We start from the raw sequence: 12,725 nt of genomic DNA, 5'->3' as shown, positions 1-12,725 counted from the left end.
CAGGTTGCGGGTGCAGTCCGACGGGCATCGCTTTGTGACGTCGTGCGACGACAGCGGTGCCGATTCCCGGCCACTCTGGGCACGATCGAGGGATGACTCGTCAGATCCGCTTCAACGCCTTCGACATGAACTGCGTCGCCCACCAGTCCTCGGGCATGTGGCGCCACCCTCAGGACCAGTCCTGGCGCTACAAGGACCTCTCCTACTGGACCGATCTGGCGAAGCTGCTCGAGCGGGGAACCTTCGACGGCATCTTCATCGCCGACGTCCTCGGCACCTACGACGTCTACGGCGGCTCGAACGAGGCCGCGATCCGGCACGGCGCGCAGGTCCCGGTGAACGACCCGATCCTGCTCGTCTCGGCGATGGCCGCCGCGACCGAGCACCTCGGCTTCGGCATCACGGCCGGCACCGCCTACGAGCACCCTTACCCGTTCGCGCGCCGCATGTCGACGCTCGACCACCTGACCAAGGGCCGCGTGGGCTGGAACGTCGTCACCGGCTACCTCCCCAGCGCCGCGCGCAACATGGGCCACGAGGACCAGCTCGAGCACGACGACCGCTACGACGTCGCCGACGAGTACCTCGAGGTCCTCTACAAGCTGTGGGAGGGCTCCTGGGAGGACGACGCCGTGATCCGCGACCGCGAGTCCGGCGTGTTCACCGACCCGGCGAAGGTGCACGAGATCGGCCACCGCGGCAAGAACTTCACCGTCCCCGGCATCCACCTCTCGGAGCCGTCGCTGCAGCGCACCCCCGTCATCTACCAGGCGGGCGCCTCGCCGCGCGGGATCCGCTTCGCGGCGGGCAACGCGGAGGCGATCTTCGTCGCGTCCTCGACCAAGGCGGGCCTCAAGGCCACCGTCTCGCGGATCCGCGACGCGCTCGAGGCGGCCGGCCGCGACCGCCACTCCGCGAAGATCTACACGCTGCTGACGATCATCACCGACGAGACCAGCGAGAAGGCGCACGCGAAGCACCGCGACTACCTCTCCTACGCGAGCGAGGAGGGCGCGCTGGTCTTCATGTCGGGCTGGATGGGCATCGACCTCTCGCAGTACGACCTCGACGAGCCGATCGGCAACGTGAAGAGCAACGCGATCCAGTCGACCGTCGCCAACTTCCAGGAGGCGAACGAGGACGGCAGCGAGTGGAAGGTCCGCGACATCGCCAAGCTCGGCGCGATCGGCGGCCTCGGCCCGTTCATCGTCGGCTCGCCCTCCGAGGTGGCCGACCACCTGCAGGAGTGGGTCGAGGACACCGACGTCGACGGCTTCAACCTCGCCTACGCGATCACCCCGGGCACCTTCGAGGACGTCGTCGAGTTCATCGTGCCGGAGCTCCGCCGCCGCGGCGCCTACCCCGACGAGTACGTCGAGGGTACCCTCCGCCAGAAGCTGCACGGCCGCGGCGACCGCCTGCCCGAGGAGCACCTCGGCGCCGGGTTCCGCTACCGCGCGGACGCCTGACGCGGGGTCCCTTCCTGCTGATCGAGCAGCCCGCGCAGCGGGCGTATCGAGATCCCCCACCGCACGCAGAAGCACCCCGCCGCGATGCGCGACGGGGTGCTCGTGTGCGTGGGCGAGGAGCGTCAGCCCTCGAAGGTGGCGTCGAGGGTGATCTCGACTCCGGTGAGCGCCTTGCTGACGGGGCAGGTGTTCTTCGCGTCCTCGGCGGCCTTGAGGAACGCGGCCTCGTCGATGCCGGAGACCTCGCCGCTGACGACGAGGGCGATCTTGGTCAGCTTGAAGCCGCCGGCCGAGTCCGGGCCGAGGGAGACGTCGGCGCGGACGTCGAGCGCCTCGACGGTGCCGCCGGCCTGGCCGAGGACGGCCGAGAACTGCATGGCGTAGCAGGCGGAGTGCGCGGCGCCGAGGAGCTCCTCGGGGCTGGTCGAGCCGTTGGCGTCGTCGGCCGCGCGCTTGGGGAACGAGACGTCGTAGGTGCCGAGCTTCGAGCTCGAGAGCTCGACCTGGCCCTCGCCGGTCTCGAGCGAGCCGTTCCAGGCGGTGCGTGCAGAACGAGTGGGCATGGTTCCTCCTTCGGGGCGGGGAGCACCTGCCGTACCGGCGCTCTCCCTGGGGTTCCGAGCCTAGGGGAACGATCGTTCTCCTGCAACGCGCTGGCGCGGAACGTCGCCTGGGAAAGCACCGGCTCAGTGCAACAGCTTCAGCCCGATCACGCAGCCGACGATCCCGAGGACCAGCAGCGTGCGGACGAGCGAGAAGCCCTCGCCGCCGAAGAACATGCCGTAGAGCACGGTCAGCGAGGCGCCGATCCCGACCCAGACCGCATAGGCCGTGCCGGTGGGCAGGTCGCGCATCGCGTAGGCCAGCCCGGACAGGCTGGCGACGACGCCGACTCCGAAGATCACGGACGGCCAGAGGCGGGTGAACCCCTCCGACTTGCCGAGGGCGGTGGCCCACACGGCCTCGAGGACACCGGAGACGATCAGGACGATCCAGGACACGACGACTCACTCCTTCGAGTCAGTCTTGTCGTGCTGCCGGGTACTGCTCCCTCGTCCGGTTCGCCGTCATCGGCTCCCGCCAGCCTGTCACCGCGCCCTGAGCAGGCCCTGGGCAGCGCCGGCCGAAAGCGTCACGCGTCCGTGCGGGCGCTCCGGCGGCGGGTGATCAGGTGCAGCAGCACGCCGACGACGAGCAGGGCCCCGGCGGAGAGCCAGACCGTCGGCTCCTGCTGGCTGAGCAGGAGGACGCAGGAGGCGACGCCCAGCACCGGGATCGCGGTCCAGACCCGGAAGTGCTCGTGCTCGACGCGGTCGCGCCGCAGGACCAGCACCGACACGTTCGTGCTGATGAACACCAGCAGCAGGAGCAGCACCACGGTCTGCGCGAGCGTCGCGAGGTCGCCGACGAGGGTCAGCAGCGCGGCGGCGACGGTCGTGACGGCGATCGCGACCCACGGCGTCCGCCGCTTCGGCAGCACCCGCCCGAGCACGCCCGGCAGCAGCCCCTCCTTCGCCATCCCGTAGGTGACGCGGCTGGCCATGATCATCGTCAGCAGCGCGCCGTTCGCCACCGCGATCAGCGCGATGACGCTGAACAGCCAGGCCGGGACACCGGCGCCGCTCGCGGTCACGACGTCGAGCAGCGGGGCCGAGGAGCCGGCCAGCTCGTCGGCGGGCACGGCGATCGAGCTGGCCAGGCCGACCAGCAGGTAGACGCCGCCGGCCGTGATCAGCGCGCCGAAGAGCGCGCGCGGGTAGATCCGGCTCGGGTCGCGCAGCTCCTCGGCGATGTTGGCCGAGGTCTCGAAGCCGACGAAGGAGTAGTAGGCGATGATCGCGGCGCCGAGCACGGCCAGCACCGGCGCCTGCTCGGAGCTCAGCTCGACGGTGCGGCCGAGGTCGCCGCCGCCGGACGCGACCATCAGCGCGACGCAGACGATGACGATCAGCAGGCCGCCGACCTCGATCACGGTCATCACCGTGTTGCTGAGCAGCGACTCCGCCACCCCGCGGGCGTTGAGGCAGGCGACGAGCACGAGGAAGACCATCGCCGTCGGCACGGCCGGCACGTCGAGGAAGGTGCCGAGGTAGTCGCCGGCGAAGGCGAGCGAGAGGCCGGCGGCGCTGGTGACTCCGGCCGCGAGCATCGCGAAGCCGACGAGGAACGAGACGATCGGGCGGCGGAAGGCCCGCTGGGCGAAGACGGCCGCGCCGCCCGCCTTCGGGTACTTGGTGACCAGCTCGGCGTAGGAGCCCGCGGTCAGCAGCGCCAGGCCGAGGGCGACCAGCAGCGGCAGCCAGACCGCGCCGCCGACCTCCGCCGACAGGGTGCCCATCAGCGCGTAGATCCCGGCGCCGAGGACGTCGCCGAGGATGAAGAAGTAGAGCAGCGGACCGGTGATGCGGCGCCGGAGCGACATGCCCTTCTCGTCGGTGGTCGTCACGCGAGGACCCGGTGGCCGCCGCCGCGCTGGCGCGCCATCTCGGCGCCGAGACGCTCCGCCTCCTCGCGGGAGTCGTGGCGGGTGAGCGGGACGGCGGCGCCCGCGATGCGGTTGTGCCAGCCGGCGTCGTCGGCGTAGGTCTCGATCGCGGCGATGCGGTCGCCGCTCCTGCTGGTGTGCGCGCTCAAGGGCGCCTCCGTCTCTCCCCGCCTCTCGGAGAGACCGGGCCCACCAGACAACCCCGCGCGGCGCGGTCGGCCACAGGGGGTTGACGGCCCCGCGGGCCGGCGAGGAGGCTCAGCCCGCGACGGAGGCGGCGGGATCGAGGTGGTCGGCCAGCGCGTCGATCGCCTGGTCCCAGCCGTCGTAGAACGAGTCGTCGCCCTGCTCGCCGTCGACGCCGGCCAGCTCGAACGTCAGCCGGGTCAGCTCGCCGGCCGAGCGGATCGACACGGTCACGACGGGCGCGTCCGCGTCGCCGGGCTCGCCCCAGGTGAAGACGAGCTTCTCGGGGGCCGTGATCTCGCGGTAGACGCCGCCGGTCGGGTAGGTCTCCTCGCTCGCGGTCGAGACCATCGTGTAGGCGTAGCGGCCGCCGACCTTCAAGTCCACCTCGACCGACTCGCGCGGAGTGGTCAGCCCGCGCGGGTGCCACCACTGGGCGATCTCGTCGGGATCGGTCCACGCGCTCCAGATCTCCTGGGGCGTCGCGTCGAACAGCCGGGTGAGGGTGAAGCCCTGAGCGTCGTCGGTCATGGTCGTGCTCCTTGCTGAGCGTCGGAAGGGATGCGCGCGAGCGTACTCCGGGGGCCTCCGAGGCTCCTCCACTCGGTCCCCCGCGCGCAACCCGGACCGTGCTGATGGAGGGAGAGGACGCGCCGCGCCCCTTCTCATGCTGGTCGAGCAGCTCCGCAGGGGCGTCTCGAGACCCGCCATCGCCAGCGGGGCAGGGCTGCAGACTCGCGTTCTGACGGTGGTGGATCTCGATACGCCCGCTGCGCGGGCTGCCCGATCAGCATGGGCGCGGGTCAGCTGCCGAGGCGGCCCGTCAGGCGGCGGTGGAAGCCGGTGCTGCGCTCGTCGAGGCCCTCGATGGTGACGGTGGCGCCGTGGTCGCGGTACTTCGTCTCGATGGAGTCGAGGGCGGCGACGGTGGAGGCGTCCCAGATCTGGGCGCGGCCGAGGTCGATGACGACGGCGGCCGGGTCGTCGGAGTAGGCGAAGCGGTCGACGAGGTCGTTGCTGCTGCCGAAGAAGAGCGGGCCGGTCACGGTGTAGCGGACGGACGCGCCGTCGTCGGCGAGGGCGCGCTCGACCGCGATGACGTGGGCGACGCGGCGGGCGAAGAGGATCATCGCCAGGATCACGCCGACCAGCACGCCGAGCGCGAGGTTGTCGGTCGCGACGACGACCGCGACGGTGACGACCATCACGAGCGTCTCGGGCACGGGCATCCGGCGCAGGGTCGAGGGGCGGAGGCTGTGCCAGTCGACGGTGCTGATCGCGACGATCATCATCACCGCGGCGAGCGCCACCATCGGGATGCGGCCCATCACCGAGCTGAGCCCGGTGACCAGCGCGAGCAGGAAGACGCCGGCGACGATCGTCGACAGGCGGGTGCGCGCGCCGCCGGTCTTCACGTTGAGCACGGTCTGGCCGATCATCGCGCAGCCGGCGATGCCGCCGTAGAAGCCGGCGAGCAGGTTCGAGACGCCGAGCGCCCAGGACTCGCGGCCCTTGTGCGAGGGGGTGCCGGTCATCTCGTCGACGAGCTTGGCGGTGAGCAGCGTCTCCATCAGGCCGACGAAGGCGACGCTGAGCGCGGTCGGCAGGATCAGCTGCAGCGTCGCGAGGTCCAGCGGCACCAGGAACGGCGTGATGCCGGGCAGCTGCCCGGTCAGCGGTCCCTCGTCGGCGACGTCCGGGACGGCCAGGTTCGCGAGGATGACGACGGCCGTCACGACGACGATCGCGACGAGCGGAGCCGGCACCGCGGTGGTGAAGCGGGGCAGCACGAAGATGATCAGCAGGGTCGCGGCGAAGAGCGCGTAGGCGATCCACGGGACGTCGATGACGTGCGGCACCTGCGCCAGGAAGATCAGGATCCCGAGCGCGTTGACGAAGCCGATCATCACCGAGCGCGGGATGAACCGCATCAGCCGGGCGAGGCCGGCGAAGCCGAAGACGATCTGGATGACCGCGGCGAGGATCACCGTCGGCAGCACGTACTCGACGCCGTGCTCCGAGACGAGCGGCGCGATGACCAGCGCGACGGAGCCGGCGGCCGCGGTGATCACGCCGGGGCGCCCGCCGAGGATCGACATGGTCAGCGCGAGGACGATCGAGGCGACGAGGCTCACCATCGGGTCCACTCCCGCGACGACCGAGAAGGAGATCACCTCGGGCACGAGCGCGAGGGTCGTCACCATGCCGGCGAGCACCTCGCGGGAGAGCTGGCGCGGCGAGCGGAGGGCGTCGAGGACGGTGATCGCGCGGTTCGCGACGGCGGGGCGGGGCCCGGGCAGGCTGGTGGGGCTGGTGGGGACGGACACGACGGACCAACCTACCGTAACGTGAGGGTTGACGGAACGGAGTCGAGATGACGGACGAGCGCAGCACCGAGCTGACGGCCGAGGAGGTCGAGGCGACCATGCGCATCGGCGAGCTCGCCGACCGGTCGTCGCTGTCGCTGCGGACGATCCGGCACTACGACGAGGTCGGGCTGCTCCGGCCGAGCGGCCGCACCGAGGGCGGGTTCCGCCTCTACACCGAGCGCGACTTCGACCGCCTGCTGCTCATCCGCCGGATGAAGCCGCTCGGCTACACGCTCGACGCGATGACCGAGCTGCTGCGCGTCGTCGACAGCCTGGAGCAGGCGGAGACCCCGGAGGAGACCGCCGCGATCCGCGCGCAACTGGCCGCCTTCGAGGAGGAGGCGTCGCTCCGCCGCGCGAAGCTGCAGGACCAGCTGGCGATGGCCGACGAGTTCCTCGCCCTGCTCCGCGCGCGCTGAGGCGGCGAGCAGGGCGAGGCGATCGGCCGGGCCCGGCTACAGGATGAAGAGCATCTCCTGGTAGGTCGGCAGCGGCCACAGGTCGTCGGCGATGAGCCCCTCGATGGTGTCGGCCGCCTCGCGGACCGCCGCCATCGCCGGGATCAGCGCGGCGCGGGCGTGCTCCGCCTCGGCGAGCGCCGTGTGGCCCGGCTCCGCCGCGAGCGCGTCCTTCAGGGTGGCGAGCGCCGTGCGCAGGTCGGCGATCGGCGCGCTGACTTCGTGCAGCGGCGCGAGATCCGGCTCGACTCCGGCGGCCTTGAGCGCGCCGACGTTCAGCGCGACCTCGGTCTGGTGCCGCACGGCGGCCGGCAGGATCGAGGTCGTGCCCATCTCGAGCGTCAACCGCGCCTCGACACCGACCGAGAGCGCGTACTGCTCGAGGCCGATCTCGTAGCGGCTGTGCATCTCGCGGTGGTTGAAGACCCTGTACTTCTCGAAGAGCTCGAGGGCGGAGTCGGTGATCAGCTCGGGCAGGGCGTCGAGCGTCGTGCGCAGGTTGGCGAGCCCGCGCTTCTCGGCCTCGATCGGCCAGGCGTCCGCGTAGCCGTCGCCGTTGAAGACGACCGCGCCGTGCTCGGTGATGATCGCGGTCAGGAGGTCCTGCACCGCGGTGTCGAAGTCGGTGCCGGCGGCGACCGCGGTCTCGAGCTCGGTCGCCGCGAAGTCGAGCGACTCCGCCATGATCGTGGCGATCGTCACCATCGGGCCGGCGACCGACTGCATCGAGCCCGGCGCGCGGAACTCGAAGCGGTTGCCGGTGAAGGCGAACGGGCTGGTGCGGTTGCGGTCGCCCGGGTCGGTCGGGAGGATCGGCAGGGTGTCGACGCCGATCTGCATCGCGCCGCGCCCCTTGGACGAGGTCGCCGGGCCCTTCGCGAGCTGCTCGAAGACGTCCGCGAGCTGGTCGCCGAGGAAGATCGAGATGATCGCGGGCGGGGCCTCGTTGGCGCCGAGGCGGTGGTCGTTCGAGGCGGAGGCGACGGAGGCGCGCAGCAGCCCGCCGTAGCGGTGCACCGCGCGGATGACCGCGGCGCAGAAGACCAGGAACTGCGCGTTCTCGTGCGGGGTGTCGCCGGGGACGAGGAGCGAGCCGAGCTCGCTGTTGCCGAGCGAGAAGTTGACGTGCTTGCCCGAGCCGTTCACCCCGAGGAAGGGCTTCTCGTGGAAGAGGCACTCCATCCCGTGCTTCTTCGCGACCGACTTGAACGTGGTCATCAGGAGCTGCTGGTGGTCGGCGGCGATGTTGCCGCGCTCGAACATCGGGGCGATCTCGAACTGCCCCGGCGCGACCTCGTTGTGGCGGGTCTTCGCGGGGATGCCGAGCTTGAACAGCTCGCGCTCGGTGTCCATCATGAAGCCGAGCACGCGCTCCGGGATGGCGCCGAAGTAGTGGTCGTCGAACTCCTGGCCCTTGGGCGGCTTGGTGCCGAAGAGAGTGCGACCGGCGTTCAGCAGGTCGGGGCGGGCGAGGAAGAAGTGCCGGTCGATCAGGAAGTACTCCTGCTCCGGTCCGCAGAACGAGACGACGGGCTTGGGCGCGACGTGCCCGAAGAGCTTCAGGATGCGGACGGCGTGCTCGCCCATCGCCTGCTGCGAGCGCAGCAGCGGCGTCTTGTGGTCGAGGGCCTCGCCGGTCATCGAGACGAAGACCGTCGGGATGCAGAGCGTGTTGCCGTTCGGGTTCTCGAGCACGTAGGCCGGGCTGGTGACGTCCCAGCCGGTGTAGCCGCGGGCCTCGAACGTGTTGCGGAGCCCGCCGTTGGGGAAGCTCGACGCGTCGGGCTCGCCCTGGACCAGGGTCTTGCCGGCGAACTCGGCCAGAGCGGAGCCGTCGCCGACCGGCTCGAAGAAGCTGTCGTGCTTCTCGGCGGTGAGCCCGGTGAGCGGGTAGAAGACGTGCGCGTAGTGGGTGGCGCCCTTCTCGAGGGCCCAGTCCTTCATCGCCGAGGCGACGGCGTCGGCGACCAGCGGGTCGAGCACGGCGCCGTGCTCGATGGTCGCCATGACCGACTTGAAGACCGACTTCGGCAGGCGCTGCCGCATCACGATCGTGCTGAAGACGTTCGAGCCGAAGATCTCGCCCGGCGCCTCGGTCTGATCGAAGACGACCGCGGGCGGGACGTAGGCTTCGACGTCCTTGATCGCGTCGCGGCGGACCGTGTTCCCACTCATGTGTGCCCCGTTCAGCGGCGTCGTGCTCCGCGCCGACCGCGGAGACCGTGGCCAGGCTAGGGAGCGCAGATGCCGGGGCTGTTTCGGGGCGGTGACGTTCTTCTCCGGCCTGTCGCTCTCGCGCGTCTGATTGCATGGGGGGATGAGCCTGCAGCGGACCGACGTGCTGGTCGTCGGCGGCGGACCGGTCGGCGTGCTGCTGGGCGCGCTGCTCGCCCGGCGCGGGGTCGACGTGCAGGTCTGGGAGCGGCGGACCGCGGTGCCCGCCGGGTCGCGGGCGATCGGCATCCATCCGCCCTCGCTCGATGCGATGGCCGAGGTCGGTGCCACCGAGCGGATCCTCGCCGAGGGCGTCCGGGTCGCGGAGGGCGTCGCGGTGAGCCGGCGCCGGGTGCTCGGGGCGCTGTCGTTCGCGCGGGCGTCGCGCACGCATCCGTACGTCGTCACCCTCGATCAGCACCGGACCGAGTCGATCCTGCGCGAGCGGCTTCGCGAGGTGGCGCCGGATGCGCTGCGCTCGGGTGTCACGCTGACCGGGCTCGACCGCGGGCGCGACCACGTCGACGCGACCGGGGCGGACGAGCACGGCGCTCCGGTGACGGTGCGCGCCGCGTTCGTCGTCGGCGCGGACGGGGCGCGCAGCGCGGTGCGCGAGCTGCTCGGGATCCGCAGCACGGGCCGCGACTACCCCGACTCCTACGTGATGGGCGACTTCGCCGACCCGGAGCCGGCCGCGCGGGCGTCGTCGGCGCTCGTCGACGTCGGGCCGGACGGCGTGATCGAGTCGTTCCCGCTGCCGGGCGGGCGGCGGCGCTACGTGGCGCTCGCGGGTGACGATCTGGTGGCGCCCGCGTGGCGGCCGGATGCGGCGCCCGATCCGGCCGCCGCCCTGGCGCTCAGCACCGTGGTGCGGGCGCGGACCGGCGCGGAGCCGGACCCGGCGACCTGCACGATGCTCAGCGGCTTCCAGGTGCGGCGGCGCGCGGCCGAGCGGATCGGCGTCGGCCGGGTGGTGCTGATCGGGGATGCGGCGCACGAGATCAGTCCGATCGGCGGACAGGGGATGAACCTGGGCTGGCTGGACGCGGCCGAGCTCGCGCCGCTGCTCGCGGACGCCGTGCGCAGCGGTGCGGCGGGGCCGTTCCCCGCGTTCGCCCGGCGGCGGATGCGGGTGGCCCGGCGCGCGGCGCGGCAGGCCGAGCTCAACATGGCGGCGGGACGGCCGAGCGGCGGCGCGGGGCTGCTCGGGCGCGAGGGACTGCTGCGGGCGCTGCTGGCGCTGCCGACCTCGGATCTGCTGGCGCGGGTGTACTCGATGCGGTGGTCGTAGGGCTGCTGGCCGTGGCCCGCGGTCAGGCGACGAGTCGCGCGCCCGCCAGTCCGAGCTCGACGACGAGGACGAGCGACGAGGCGATCACCAGGCGGAACAGCGTGCGGGTCGGCGGGCCGGTCAGCACGAGGCGGATGCCGGCGGCCGCGAGGACGAGGACCGCGACGGTCGCGACGACGGCGAGGACGACTCCGGGGCCGCCGACCGGATCGTCGCCGACGACCTGGCCGAGCAGAACGAGGACCGCGCCGAGCATCAGCGAGCCGAACGCGACGACGCCGGAGAGCCGCAGACCGAGGCGGTGCGGGAAGCCACGCACGCCGGTCGCCGCGTCGTCGACGAGGTCGGGGAGCACGTTGGTGCAGTGGATCGCGACGCCGAAGACCGCGCCCGTGGCGATCGCCCACCAGGCCGGCAGCTGCCCGCCGCCCGCCGCGACGGAGACGACGGGGAGCAGCCCGAACGCGACGAGGAACGGCACGACGGAGAACGCGGTGCGCTTGAGCCCGGCGTCGTAGGCCCAGCCCGCGGCGACGAGGACCAGGTGCGCGACGGCGGCGACCGGCCCGAGCAGGAGCGAGAGCACGACCGCGACCGCGGCGGTGCCGAGCGCCGCGGCGCGGACCTCGCCGACGCTGATCCGGCCGAGCGCGACGGGCTTGTCGGTGCGGCCGACGGCGCGGTCGCGGTCGGCGTCGATCCAGTCGTTCGCCAGCCCGATCGAGAGCTGCCCGGCGAGGACGGCGAGCGCCACGAGGACGACGATCCCCGGTGCGTGCCCGGACGCCGCGGCGAGCACGGTCGCCAGCACGGTGACGGTGACGGTCGGCCCGGGATGCGACGAGGCCAGCAGGAGGCGCACCCGGGACGTCATCCGGCCAGCCTACGGCGGGCGTGCGCGCGGCAGCACGGGGCGACAGAGCGGGCAGAGGAAAACCCCGGGTCAGTAGCCTGATACCGGGGTTCCCGTGTCGTGGCCAGAGGGACATGTCGCCGGAGCGGCATCGGTCATCAAAGGCTCTCGATGCGTCGAGTGTACGCCGGGAGGGCGGAAGATGCCGAGCAGCGCTGGACCATGGGTCGTCGAATGGCTCACTGTCGAGCGCTTCGCGAAATACGTGCGCGCTGCAGGGGGCGATCACGCTCGCGCTCTCGCCTTCTACGAGTGGAACGCGCGCCTGTCGGCGGAGCTGCTCCACGACCTCGGTCACCTCGAGGTAGGACTGCGGAACGCCTACGACCGAGCGCTGCTCGCCCACCCTGCGATTCACGGCCGCGACTGGATCGAGCAAGCGACGTATGAGCAACTACTGCCCGTGCACCTGGCTCTCGACTCTCACGGTGTGCCTCAGGACAAGAACGCGACCCCGCGCTCCGCGATCAAGGCCGCCCGCAGGTACGCGAGGTACACCGCTGGCGGACCGACGCCTCGCGGCAAGGTCATCGCGGAACTGATGTTCGGCTTCTGGACCTACCTCTCGGACGGGCTCCACGAGAAGACGCTCTGGGTGCCGGCACTGAATCGGGCGTACCAGCCCGGGACCGATCGCGTGAAGATCCACGACGCCCTCACGGACCTGCGTGATATCCGGAATCGTCTGGCACACAACGAGTCCGTCTTCGACCGCCGTCCCGAGAACATCCGCCGCTCGCTCGTCTTCGTCGCCCGCTCGCTCTCGCCCGACCTCCGAGACCAGATCGTCAGCACGAGCCGAGCGTTCGAGACGATTTCCGCGCGTCCGTGACCGCGGTGCCTCCTGACTGGCCAACTGCACTGTGCACAGGGGAACCCCAGAAAGGTGCCAGGCGGCGCATCGGGTCGGAGCCGTAGGCTCGGAGCGTTCTGAAACCGCTCCCACACCCCGGGGGCGGCGACCCCCACGACGCCAAGGACGACGCCGATGAACCGCATGCCGAGCAACCGCACCACCGTGATCACCGCGCTGGCCTGCGGCCTGCTGCTCTCGACCGGAGTGGCCGCCCAGGGCGCCGCCGCCGACACGGCCGCCGCGTCGCTCGAGGACCACCTCGGGCCGGACAGCGCCGCGGGCGACACGCTGCTGGTGAACGGGCGCGCGTACCCGCTGCAGTAGCGGCCGGGGCTCGGCAGAGCAGTTCCCCGGCTGAGTAGTTCTCTCCAGACCGCCCCGAACGGGTGGTATCCGCTCCCTGTGAATCTCATCACACTGAGGAGCCTCCTCGACGAACGTGGTGCAGCCGCGCTCGGGACCCGCAGGCACAGCACTGCCACCC

The 12,725-nt window shown here is 71.7% G+C and carries 13 protein-coding genes and 1 riboswitch; of the genes, 5 read left to right on the top strand and 8 right to left on the bottom strand.

Annotated elements, in window-relative coordinates; genetic code table 11:
• Nucleotides 1-92 precede the first annotated feature (92 nt).
• Nucleotides 93-1,469, top strand: coding sequence for an LLM class flavin-dependent oxidoreductase (locus tag C1I64_RS18015; RefSeq protein ID WP_123705756.1), 1,377 nt, complete (start codon nt 93-95; stop codon nt 1,467-1,469).
• 122 nt (nt 1,470-1,591) lie between these two features.
• Here C1I64_RS18015 and C1I64_RS18010 read toward each other — a convergent pair whose 3' ends face one another.
• The 6 genes from C1I64_RS18010 to C1I64_RS17985 form a co-directional block, all read right to left on the bottom strand.
• Nucleotides 1,592-2,032 (bottom strand): OsmC family peroxiredoxin, encoded by a 441-nt coding sequence (locus C1I64_RS18010; RefSeq protein WP_123444486.1) that lies wholly within the window; start codon nt 2,030-2,032, stop codon nt 1,592-1,594.
• Nucleotides 2,033-2,155: 123 nt separating this feature from the next.
• Nucleotides 2,156-2,470 carry a DMT family transporter gene (locus tag C1I64_RS18005; RefSeq protein WP_123444485.1) on the bottom strand — a complete coding sequence of 105 codons (315 nt, stop codon included), beginning with the start codon at nt 2,468-2,470 and terminating at the stop codon, nt 2,156-2,158.
• A 13-nt stretch (nt 2,471-2,483) separates the two neighbouring features.
• A riboswitch (guanidine-III (ykkC-III) riboswitch) is annotated at nt 2,484-2,549 on the bottom strand.
• A 52-nt stretch (nt 2,550-2,601) separates the two neighbouring features.
• Nucleotides 2,602-3,891, bottom strand: a complete 1,290-nt coding sequence (locus C1I64_RS18000; protein ID WP_127888631.1) for an APC family permease — start codon at nt 3,889-3,891, stop codon at nt 2,602-2,604.
• A 20-nt stretch (nt 3,892-3,911) separates the two neighbouring features.
• Nucleotides 3,912-4,103 carry a DUF2188 domain-containing protein gene (locus C1I64_RS17995; RefSeq protein ID WP_123734642.1) on the bottom strand — a complete coding sequence of 64 codons (192 nt, stop codon included), beginning with the start codon at nt 4,101-4,103 and terminating at the stop codon, nt 3,912-3,914.
• Between the two features lie 109 nt (nt 4,104-4,212).
• A complete protein-coding gene (locus C1I64_RS17990) occupies nt 4,213-4,671 on the bottom strand; it encodes an SRPBCC family protein (protein WP_123444483.1) in 459 nt (152 codons plus the stop codon).
• A gap of 272 nt (nt 4,672-4,943) precedes the next feature.
• Nucleotides 4,944-6,440, bottom strand: coding sequence for a SulP family inorganic anion transporter (locus C1I64_RS17985; protein ID WP_243732977.1), 1,497 nt, complete (start codon nt 6,438-6,440; stop codon nt 4,944-4,946).
• Between the two features lie 74 nt (nt 6,441-6,514).
• Here C1I64_RS17985 and C1I64_RS17980 point away from each other — a divergent pair, with 74 nt between their 5' ends.
• Entirely contained in the window at nt 6,515-6,928 is a 414-nt protein-coding gene (locus C1I64_RS17980) for a MerR family transcriptional regulator (RefSeq protein ID WP_127888168.1), read from the top strand.
• A gap of 36 nt (nt 6,929-6,964) precedes the next feature.
• Here the strand turns inward: C1I64_RS17980 and C1I64_RS17975 are convergent, their stop codons facing one another.
• Entirely contained in the window at nt 6,965-9,142 is a 2,178-nt protein-coding gene (locus C1I64_RS17975; RefSeq protein ID WP_127888167.1) for a glutamine synthetase III family protein, read from the bottom strand.
• A gap of 142 nt (nt 9,143-9,284) precedes the next feature.
• Here C1I64_RS17975 and C1I64_RS17970 point away from each other — a divergent pair, with 142 nt between their 5' ends.
• The gene (locus C1I64_RS17970; RefSeq protein ID WP_244209524.1) at nt 9,285-10,472 is read left to right on the top strand and encodes an FAD-dependent oxidoreductase; all 1,188 of its coding nucleotides are present in this window, start codon (nt 9,285-9,287) and stop codon (nt 10,470-10,472) included.
• A gap of 22 nt (nt 10,473-10,494) precedes the next feature.
• On the opposite strand, the gene C1I64_RS17965 is transcribed toward C1I64_RS17970, so the two are convergent.
• Entirely contained in the window at nt 10,495-11,346 is an 852-nt protein-coding gene (locus C1I64_RS17965; RefSeq protein ID WP_127888166.1) for a UbiA family prenyltransferase, read from the bottom strand.
• Nucleotides 11,347-11,527: 181 nt separating this feature from the next.
• Between C1I64_RS17965 and C1I64_RS17960 the strand changes: the two genes are divergently transcribed.
• Together C1I64_RS17960 and C1I64_RS17955 are read left to right on the top strand one after the other, a co-directional pair.
• Complete coding sequence (locus C1I64_RS17960; protein WP_127888165.1) at nt 11,528-12,217, top strand: Abi family protein; 690 nt, start codon at nt 11,528-11,530, stop codon at nt 12,215-12,217.
• A gap of 156 nt (nt 12,218-12,373) precedes the next feature.
• Nucleotides 12,374-12,565 carry a hypothetical protein gene (locus C1I64_RS17955; RefSeq protein WP_123444478.1) on the top strand — a complete coding sequence of 64 codons (192 nt, stop codon included), beginning with the start codon at nt 12,374-12,376 and terminating at the stop codon, nt 12,563-12,565.
• The last annotated feature ends 160 nt before the right edge of the window (nt 12,566-12,725 follow it).

The organism is Rathayibacter festucae DSM 15932, from assembly GCF_004011135.1.
Classification (GTDB): Bacteria; Actinomycetota; Actinomycetes; order Actinomycetales; family Microbacteriaceae; genus Rathayibacter; species Rathayibacter festucae.
Note: the sequence above shows the minus strand (reverse complement) of the source record. Positions and strands in the feature narration are given on the sequence as shown.

Excerpts from the sequence above, each read along its gene's own strand:
- C1I64_RS17955 (WP_123444478.1), top strand. The coding sequence starts at position 12,374 with ATGAACCGCATGCCGAGCAACCGCACCACCGTGATCACCGCGCTGGCC.
- C1I64_RS17965 (WP_127888166.1), bottom strand. The coding sequence starts at position 11,346 with ATGACGTCCCGGGTGCGCCTCCTGCTGGCCTCGTCGCATCCCGGGCCG.
- C1I64_RS17980 (WP_127888168.1), top strand. The coding sequence starts at position 6,515 with ATGACGGACGAGCGCAGCACCGAGCTGACGGCCGAGGAGGTCGAGGCG.
- C1I64_RS18000 (WP_127888631.1), bottom strand. The coding sequence starts at position 3,891 with ATGTCGCTCCGGCGCCGCATCACCGGTCCGCTGCTCTACTTCTTCATC.
- C1I64_RS17960 (WP_127888165.1), top strand. The coding sequence starts at position 11,528 with ATGCCGAGCAGCGCTGGACCATGGGTCGTCGAATGGCTCACTGTCGAG.
- C1I64_RS17990 (WP_123444483.1), bottom strand. The coding sequence starts at position 4,671 with ATGACCGACGACGCTCAGGGCTTCACCCTCACCCGGCTGTTCGACGCG.
- C1I64_RS18015 (WP_123705756.1), top strand. The coding sequence starts at position 93 with ATGACTCGTCAGATCCGCTTCAACGCCTTCGACATGAACTGCGTCGCC.
- C1I64_RS17970 (WP_244209524.1), top strand. The coding sequence starts at position 9,285 with ATGAGCCTGCAGCGGACCGACGTGCTGGTCGTCGGCGGCGGACCGGTC.
- C1I64_RS17975 (WP_127888167.1), bottom strand. The coding sequence starts at position 9,142 with ATGAGTGGGAACACGGTCCGCCGCGACGCGATCAAGGACGTCGAAGCC.
- C1I64_RS18010 (WP_123444486.1), bottom strand. The coding sequence starts at position 2,032 with ATGCCCACTCGTTCTGCACGCACCGCCTGGAACGGCTCGCTCGAGACC.